Source organism: Flavobacterium sp. TR2, assembly GCF_025252405.1.
Lineage (GTDB): Bacteria > Bacteroidota > Bacteroidia > Flavobacteriales > Flavobacteriaceae > Flavobacterium.
Genome location: NZ_CP104307.1, coordinates 2,334,784 through 2,344,877, shown reverse-complemented (window position 1 = coordinate 2,344,877; position 10,094 = coordinate 2,334,784). Strand labels below are relative to the sequence as shown.

Annotated in this window: 3 protein-coding genes; all 3 read right to left on the bottom strand. The window is 32.7% G+C overall.

All coding sequences use genetic code 11. The annotated features are described in order from the left end of the window. Nucleotides 1-69 precede the first annotated feature (69 nt). Nucleotides 70-5,670 carry a non-ribosomal peptide synthetase gene (locus N4T20_RS10485; protein ID WP_260672948.1) on the bottom strand — a complete coding sequence of 1,867 codons (5,601 nt, stop codon included), beginning with the start codon at nt 5,668-5,670 and terminating at the stop codon, nt 70-72. A 732-nt stretch (nt 5,671-6,402) separates the two neighbouring features. Next, nucleotides 6,403-7,641: a Glu/Leu/Phe/Val dehydrogenase dimerization domain-containing protein gene (locus tag N4T20_RS10480; protein WP_260673108.1), complete on the bottom strand. Its 1,239-nt coding sequence runs from the start codon at nt 7,639-7,641 to the stop codon at nt 6,403-6,405. Nucleotides 7,642-8,023: 382 nt separating this feature from the next. After that, nucleotides 8,024-10,060: a tetratricopeptide repeat-containing sensor histidine kinase gene (locus tag N4T20_RS10475; protein ID WP_260672947.1), complete on the bottom strand. Its 2,037-nt coding sequence runs from the start codon at nt 10,058-10,060 to the stop codon at nt 8,024-8,026. Nucleotides 10,061-10,094: the final 34 nt, after the last annotated feature.

The window sequence follows — 10,094 nt, the reverse complement described above, 5'->3', positions numbered from 1 at the left end:
TATTCCCAAACCAAATACTTCACCAACAAAGCAATTGTCTGATTTACAATAAACTACATCAATAAAAAATCATATATAAAACTTTTCAATTTCAACATTGCTTTTATCTTGATCCGCATCAACACCAAACGCTGCATGAATATTTTCAATAAAAACAGCTTGATCTTCTAATGTTCTATTTTTGAATAAATCATTAATAGAAATTTTTACTTCAAATTCTTTATGTATAAGACTAATTAATCTTGTCGCACTTAAACTGTTTCCTCCTAATTCAAATAAACTGTCTGTAACCCCTATTTTCTGAATTCCTAAAACTTCCTGCCATATTAAAACCAGCTTGTTCTCAACCTCATTTCTTGGAGCTGTATACTCTTTTCTCATAATATCATCTCCAGATATGCCAGGCAAAACCTTTCTATCCACCTTTCCATTTGGAGACAACGGTAATTTTTCCAATTGAACATAAAAGCTTGGAACCATATAATCTGGCAGCTTTTCTTGCAAAAATTTCTTTAGGTCTGCCTTATCTAGGTCTGCATTCGATACTAAATAGGCAATTAATACTTTCTCCTGATTTACTTCTTTTGACTCAACAATTACTTGCTTCAAATTCTCTGAATACAGTAATATCGCATTCTCTATCTCACCAAGTTCGATTCTGTACCCTCGTATCTTAACCTGCTGATCCTTTCTTCCCAAAAATTCAATATTACCGTCTGGCAGCCACCTGCCCAAATCTCCCGTATCATACATTCGTTCTCCCGCTATAAAAGGATTCGAGATAAACTTCTCTTTTGTAAGTTCTGGTTTGCCAAAATATCCTCTTGCTACTCCTGCCCCCGAGAGATACAGTTTTCCTACTGCTCCAACGGGAACTAAATGAAAATCAGGATCTAGAATATAAACCTGTGTATTGGATATTGGTTTACCAATTGGAAAATTGATATAGGTTTGATTGAGTGCTTTATAACTTGTACTGTAAGTTGTATCCTCTGATGGTCCGTATAAGTTTCTGACCTCTATTTTTTCTGTCTGAAGTTTTTCCACAATATCAGGAGGTACAATTTCTCCTGCCATATTGATAAAAGTTGCATTCTTTAAATCTATGTTGTCTTCCAATAAGTTTCTAACAACAGAAGGCACCGTATTTAAGGCCACTCTGCTTTCCTCATTTATATGATTTTTTATTTCCAAAGCATTATTTAAAACCCTGATCTTTTTCCCTATTGCTAAGGTGTAAAACATCTCATACACTGATAAATCAAAACAATAGGATGTTGCCGCGTACATGATTTCAAATTTTGACTGATCAAATTCCAATTTTGACCAATTGATCAGTGCCACTGCATTACCATGCTCTATCATAACTCCTTTTGGATTCCCGGTAGTCCCAGATGTATAAATTACATATGCTAAATCCTGCGGTTTGTTTATTTTGCTTGGATTCTCTTTCGAATATTTCTGCTGCATTTCTGTAAATACACCTAAAGCTTTTTCATCAATAACAATCTTGCTATTGCTGTCCTTCTCAATATAAGCGATTCTCTCCTGAGGATAATTAACATCTATTGGCACATAAGCCGCCCCCGATTTTAATATTCCCAGAACAGTGATGACCATCTTCTCGCTTCTATTGAGCTTTATACCGATCAAATCATCGGGTTCAACAGCGTAATGTTCTCTTAAGTAAAAAGACAATTGGTTTGCCTTTTCATTTAGCTCCTGATATGTTAGCTGTATATCTTCAAATACAACAGCAATATTATTTGGCGTGCTGGCAACCTGTTCTTCAAATAAGTCTATTATTGTTTTATCTTTTGAATAAGCTATCGCTGTATCATTAAACCCAACCAATAGCTGCTGCTCTTCTTCTTTAGTGAGGTATTGTATCTCCTGAATAGGTATTTCTGGCTGTTCCAGAGCTGCCGTAACGAGATTCTCAAAATGAGGAAACATTCTTTCAATCAAATACGCATCATAGATGTCGGTATTGTATTCAATAGTCAAGTCTAACCCTTCTGTTTCTGTAAAGGTGAAACTTACATCAAATTGGGATGTTTTTCTGGAAAACTCATAATCACTTACCTGAAAATTTGCCAGTTCTACATTATTAAGATTGTTCAATTGTCTCTGATTTTGCAAAACCACCAGAACATCAAACAAAGCGTTACGGCTCGTGTCTCTTTTTAAATTCAATTTGCCCGCCAATACATCAAAAGGATAACTTTGATATTCATAAGCTCCCAATAAAGTCTCCTTTTGGGATGCTGCCAGATCAGAAAAACTGGTTTCTTTTTGCAATCGCGTCCGTATGGCAAGCGTATTGAGATACAAGCCTATTTGATGCTCCAGATCCGGATGTTCTCTTCCGGCTATTGGCGTTCCTATTATAATGTCGTCCTGACCTGTATATCTATGCAGTAAAGCATTTATTCCCGCCATTAAACTCATAAACAAGGTAAGCCCCTGGTCTTTCGAGTATTTCTTTAATTTCTCTAAAAATACCCTCGAAAATCTGTGTGTAAGGCTCTCTCCATTATACGTCTGAATTAGCGGTCGGATTTTAAAACTTGGCAAATCCAATACTGGCAGCTCTCCCTCAAATTGTTTAAGCCAATAATGCTCAGATGCCTGATACTTCTCCTGCTGTATTTCGCTGTTGAACCACACTGCATAGTCCTTGTACTGAAGTTTTAATTCAGGCAAGTCAATTTCTGTCTCTTGCATGAGCGAATTGTAGGTTTTCACAACCTCAGACATCAATACTTCTACTGACCATCCATCTCCAATAATATGATGAAGGGATAAGAAAAACACATATTCGTCTTCTTTTAATTTGATTAAAGATGCTCTTACAAGTGGTGCCTGTTCTAAATCGAAAGGCTCACTGTTTATTGCTTGCAAATAAGCTGCAATGGTTTCTCCTTGATTTTCTTTTGCACTATAGTCCTGCTCTGCTATTTTAAAATTAATTTGCTCTGCAGGTACTATAAATTGTCGAACATCTCCTGACAGATTTGTTTTGAAGGTGGTTCTCAAAATTTCATGACGGTCAATCAATCGTTTAAAAGATTCTTCAAATTTAGTCCCATCAACAACTCCTGTTAGTTTGACAGCCGCCGGCATATTATACGCCAATGAACCACCTTCCAATTGGGTCAATATCCAAAGTCTGCTTTGCGAAGGTGTCAAAGGATAAGACAATGCTTCTGCTGCTTTTGGTATTGCTGTAAAATCCTTCTCCTGTAACTCCTTACTCAGGCCTTCTATCGTTGGATTGGCAAAAAACGCCTTAAATGATACCGTTTTTCCTAATTGCTTACGGGTACTGTTGATTATTTGAGCTGTACTAAGACTATGTCCTCCTAACTCAAAGAAATTATCGGTTATTCCTATTGGCTCTATTCCTAATACTTCCTGCCATATTAGAACCAAATTTTCTTCCGTTCTGTTTCTTGGCCCCACATACTCTTTTCTTATAACATCTTGTACAGAAATATCGGGCAAAGAGTTTCTGTCTATTTTTCCATTAGGGGTTACTGGCAATTTTTCTAATTCAATATAAAACCCTGGAACCATATAATCTGGCAAATTCGCTTGCAGGAAGCGTCTCAGTTCTGATTTATCTATGTTTATCGTCGATACCAGATAAGCAGCCAATACTTTCTCTTGGTTGTTTTCTCTTACCTCAACAGCTACTTGTTTTAAATTTTCTGAATACTGCGAAATTGTGTTTTCTATTTCTCCCAGCTCAATTCTATATCCTCTGATTTTTACCTGCTGGTCCTTTCTTCCTAAGAATTCAATATTGCCATCGGGTAACCAACACGCTAAATCTCCCGTATCATACATACGTGCCCCTTCTATAAAAGGATTTGCAATAAATTTTTCTTCTGTAAGCTCAGACTTGTTTAAATAACCTCTAGCCACACCAGAACCCGAAACATACAGCTTTCCTGTTGCTCCAATCGGCAATGGCTTTAATGCTTCATCCAATATATAAACTTGAGTATTTGATATTGGTCGGCCAATTGGAATCACTGACTTTTCAAAATCATCTTTGGTTACCTTATAAATCGACACACAAACAGCACATTCTGTAGGTCCATAGGCATTGTAATAATCAATTCCTGATTCTACAACCGCTTTTGCTTTAGTTGAATTAGCAGATTCTCCGGCAGTAATTATACATCTCAATCCAGAAATATCGTTTTCAGAAAGTAATCCTAAATAACTTGGAGGAAAAGTAACTACCGTTGATTTTGTCTCTTTTAAAAAACTTATAAATCGATCTTTGTCTTTTATTATTTCTTCTGTCGGAATGCATAATGTGGCACCACTATACAAACTCATCATAATCTCAGATATGGATGCATCAAAAGCTACTGAAGCAAACCATACAATCTTGTCATCTTCATTAATCCCAAAAGACTTAATCTGATCCAAAGACATATTTATATTACTCCTATGTTCAACCATCACCCCTTTAGGTTTTCCGGTAGAACCAGATGTATAAATTACATAGGCTAAATCTTTGGATAAAATAGATGCATTAATATTATCGCTGCAATTGTCTTCAAAATTTATTGATTTTAGAACTATTGTCTCACAATTATCAATATCTAATTTGATACTGTCACTAATTAATAATTTTAAACCGCTGTCTTGTATTAAATAGTCTATTCTTTCTTGAGGGTAACTTGTGTCTATCGGTAAATAAACCGCACCTAACTTTAGTATTGCCAATATTGAAATGATTCCAATATCAGACTTTGGCAAAAACACACCAATTATGTCGCCTTTATTTATAGAATGTTTGGAAGAAATATAATGAGCTAACTGATTGGCCTTTTCGTTTACTTCCTTATACGTTAATTTCGTTTCTTCAAATTGAACAGCAATATTATTTGGAGTATTTTCAACTTGTTCTTCAAATAAATCTACTATCGTTTTATCTTTCGGGTAAGCAGTATCGGTATCATTAAAATTCACCAATAATTGGTGTTTTTCATTTTCAGAAAGCAATGGATATTCCCATAAATTAAATGTTATGCTGCTTTCTAAACTAGTTATAAAACATTTAAAATACTGAACCAAACGTTCTGCTACTGCTTTTTTTACAAAACCTTCCAAATAAGAGGCGCGAATTTCTATATCACCTCTCTCATTTATTTTTGTATCAAACAAAAGACCATTACAATATAACTGAGATTCAGAATTGATATTTATACTATAATTAGAGAAAACATTTAAATCAGTAATACCTGTTTTTTTAGATATACTATCAGTATTGTAATCAGAATGATTTAATGTCTCTAGAATTTCAAGTTTAATCTGGTTTAGATATTCCTTAAAAGATGTTTTTAAATCTGTGGAATATGATAATAGCAAGGAATTATTTTTACCACCAAAATTTGATACGACAAAACCGTCAAATTCATTAATCAGTTTCTTTAGCAAAAAAGAATAAATAGCGCTTATAACAGTATATTGAGCTATTGGGTTTTTATTGGTAAGACTGTTAAAATAGTTTAGTTCATTGGCATTAACAGTGACACAAGGCAGACTATTTGGTTTCTGATGCCCCCCAAGAACTTCCTCTCTGTTTAATATCTTTTTCTTCCAATATTTTGAAACCAAATTAATATTATTTGACATCGTATTATCCATAAATTTAGCATTCCTTTTTTCTGGCCACAACCAGTATTCTATTGTACAATTTTATTTAATATCAACTCTGAAGGATCATGTAAGACTCTTCATTTCTACTCTAAACTATTTTCTTCAAAGTCTAAATCTTAAACCATCAAAACTTTATTTTTTAACATTTAGACTCAATTAATTTTATGCCAAAATAGCAGTAACATTCATCTAAAAATTACGGGGTTTTTATAAAAAAATTACGGACTTTTAAAGCGTCCAAACCATTAATCATGAACCGAATAACAACATGGATTCTTATTCTCTTTTTTTTAATCTCCTTTAAAACACATAAAGAATAGCATTCCTAAATTTTGTGAGATACACCTATGTTTATGCTGTTTCTCTTCGGTTATTTTTAAAAGATTGAGGTAATTTTTTATTTTAATAAGTTTTGAAATAGGAAAACATATTTCAGTTTCAATTCGCTTCTTTTGGGCATTCTAAAGAAGACGCTTCAAATGGATTTGCTTTCAGAGATGCCAAACGATTAATAGAAATAAAATACGTGTGAAGTTTCGATCAGGAAAAGATTGGTTTTAGCATGAGCATCCGGTTAACCTGTCTGGATTTTCCAAAATGGATTGGCTTTTCGGATGAGAAAAAAGCCATTCTCAATGGTTGATTGTAAAACTTTGGACATAATTGGTTTTCTTAAGCTGTCGGTAAAATCTGCCAAGCCCTAAAAGCAAAAGTTCATTTTTAAGACTCAACTTTGTCAAGTTCTTTTAATGCAATCTCAAAAGCACGAGCACTAATATTTGTTTTGGAAGTATTTAAACTATAAACTTTCATTATAGCATCTTTTATCGTCTGGGAAATATCATTAAAAATGGTTTCATCATCCATTTTTACTTCTTTTTGCATAAAGTAAGCAAAAAGTCGAGCCATGCCGCAGTTTGAGATAAAATAAGGCAATACACTTACTTTGTTATCAGCATATTCCATAGTTGGACCATAAAAAACGGCTGAATCTGCAAAAGGCATATTAACGCCGCATGAAATAATTTCTAGTCCGTTTAAAACTAAAAGCTCAACTTGATTTTGAGTTATTTTCTCAGATGTAGAACAGGGCGCAAATATTTCTGCGCCTATTGACCAAATTTTCTCGTTAATCACTTCAAAAGGGATTTTATTTTTACTGACAAATTTGTTCGCGTCTTTAGTCAGAAACAACAAGCGAATTTCTTCCATAGAAAACCCCTCCTCATTAATTAAACCTCCTTCACTATCTATAACTCCTATAATCTTTGCACCCAAACTAGTTAAGTAAAATGATGTTGCAGCGCCTACACTTCCAAAACCTTGAACGATGACCTTTTTCCCTTTTAATTCTCCTCCATAAAGCGTATAGTAATGTCTAATTGCTTCTGCGATACCATAACCATTGATCATTTCAGAAATAGTATACTTTTTACTAACGTCAGGCGAAAATTTCGAATTCTCAATTATTTTTAAAACACCATAGCGCAATTGGCCAATCCTATTAATTTTATCTGCCTCTGTATGTTTGAAATGTCCGTTAGAGATACCTTCTTGCGGATGCCAAATACCACATTCTTCTGTAATGGGCACAACTTCATTAATATCATCAACATTAAAATCGCCGTAGGTTCCATAATAACTTTTCAATAAAGGAGAAACCACTTTATACCAACGCTTAAGCACCTCTTTTTTTCGCGGATCATTTGGATCAAAGTTAATCCCAGATTTAGCGCCCCCAATAGATGGCCCAGACACTGAAAATTTCATCTCCATCATCTTGGCTGAATACAGAACTTCTTTCATATCAAGTCCTTTTCTCATCTGTGTCCCGCCGCCCGCAGCATCACCGCGAAGAGAATTGATAATAGTCCACCCTTCAGCCTCAGATTCAGAATCTTTCCAATTAAAAACAAGCAAAGGTTCTTTACTTTCAAAGTTATTTAGTGCTTTTTTCATTTTAGCTTGAATATTATTTATTGGGCTATTCTGGTTGTCCGTATATTTATTTTCATTAGCAAATACAAGCATACTATATGTACTTTTTATATGTTATTTAATTTGACCTCTGATTTAAAACATTCACAATTCCATTACAATTCTGATAGACAAAAGGCAGTTAATTCTTCTTTTAAATTATTTTTCAACTTAAAGAATTATCTTTTTTACGAAAATAATAGGAACACCCATCTGAAAATTACGGGCTTTGTGTATAAAAATTACGGACTTGAATTTATTTGCAGATGTAATACTTAAAATCAGCAGTTTGAGGCAATAGCAAACTGCCGCTAATAGCAATTGTTGCTTTTAGGGGCAGTTTTAAATTTTGTGAATTGCAGATTTAGAAGTGAAGCGTAATTTGTATTCTGGTGCCTATCCCAATTTTTGATTCCACATAGAATTCACCTCCCATAGACTCTGTTCTCTCGCTCATATTAGTTAATCCTATACCATTCTTTTTGGCTCTAACATCAAAGCCCTGACCGTCATCCACAATACTCATTATCAAAGATTTGCTGCTGTGTTTTTGGATACAGATCTCACAATTTTTGGCATTGGCATATTTGTTAACATTTAAAATAGCTTCCTGAACGATGCGATATAAATTTATCTTGCAAATATTTTGGATGTCTCCCCACTCAAAATCTGAATCTGTTATGTACTTGAAGTTAGTTTTACTAATTTCTTTTTGATTTTCGATTAAGCCCATCAATAAACTATTAAAATCATTACCATCCAAAAAAGAAGTTCTGCTTAAATCATGAGATATGGTTCTAATTTCATTTTCTATAACTTGCAACTCGGATATAAACTCTTTTCTCTTCTCGATGATTTGTTGATCGACCTTAGAATTAAAAAAACCTAAATTCATACGGACACTATAAATTTTGTTCATGATACCATCGTGTAATTCTCTGGCAATTCTAGTTTTTTCATTTTCTTTGGCAGAGTTAATTTTTTCATGCTGTTCTGTTAACAACAAATATATTTCCTCATTAGCCTTTTTCTGCAACTTTAAAAACCTGATTTCGCTATTTTTAAATTTAAAATATCTCAAAATAAAAACAATGACTAATAATAGAATCACACCAAATGAAATAATTATAATATAGAGGTTCTTTGTCGTTAAAATTCTATTTTCATCTTCAATCTTAGAAGTTTCATATTCAATTCGCGCATATTTGTTATGCGTATTTTTTTGAACAATATTTATACTATCGCTTAATTTTATATATTCATTTGCATAGTAAAATCTATTTTCTTTATCTAAAACCGAAAGTAGTTTTAATGAAGTTAAAATTTCATTGCTGTTCTTAATTCTAATTGCCAATTGCTTTGCTTCTTTAAGAATTTGAATTGCTTTACCAGTATCTCGTTGGGTTAAAAAATATTCGCCGATATGAATTTTTTTATAGAGAATATCAGATTCATTTCCGCTATTTTTTACTATTTCTAAGGATTCGGAAAACATCCCATAAACATTATGAAATTGTCCGCTTTTCATTTTTGAATAAGCCAAATTGCTGAGAACATTGGCATATAATCTAGGTGATTTTTCTTTTAAATGATTTGAGAGTAATTCACTTAATTTTTTAATAGATTTTGAATATTCACCTTTTATATCGTAAAGATTACAGATGTTGATAATAGATGTTACATCATAATTAAGTATTTCATCTTGATCTATATCTTTAGACTTCATTGTCTTAAAAGTATTTAAAGCCAATTGATGATACCATAATGCTTTATCATAATTTGCTAACTTCTCTTGACAATTTCCCATTAAGGTATTACAGGAATAAATTAGTCTTTCATCTTTGGAGGCTTTTAAAAGTTTTAAAGCTTTAGAAATTTCAACTTCACATTCTGTATAATTTCCATCATAAAAAAGTACATAAGCTTTATTGAATAACATTCTTGCCGTATTATCATAATCAGATAATTTGTAGTACAATTTTTCTGCCTGCAAATAATAGAAATAAGAACTATCTTTTTTTACATTTACATAACTATCTCCAACATAATAAAGCGCTTTTGCAATTCCTTTTTTATCATCTACCTCCTTCGATAGCTTAAGAGCCATTAAACTTGCCGATAACGATTTTTTAAAATTATTATTATTATAAAATTCTGTAGAAATCTTAAAGTAGAAATTTCTAATAACAGAATCATTTTTTTGATACTTTAATAAAGCATTTATAGAATCGAGATACCTCTCTTTTGATTTACTATCTAAATTATTAACAAATGAAATATCTCTACTCAATTCCGAATTAGTCGATTGAGTTTTCTTACATGAGAAAATTAGCAGCGCTAGAAATAAAAAAAATAAATTAAATATAGTTTTCAATAGTTTAATTATTATTTTATATTTCAAATATAGTCTTTTGAATAAAAAAGACTATTAAATT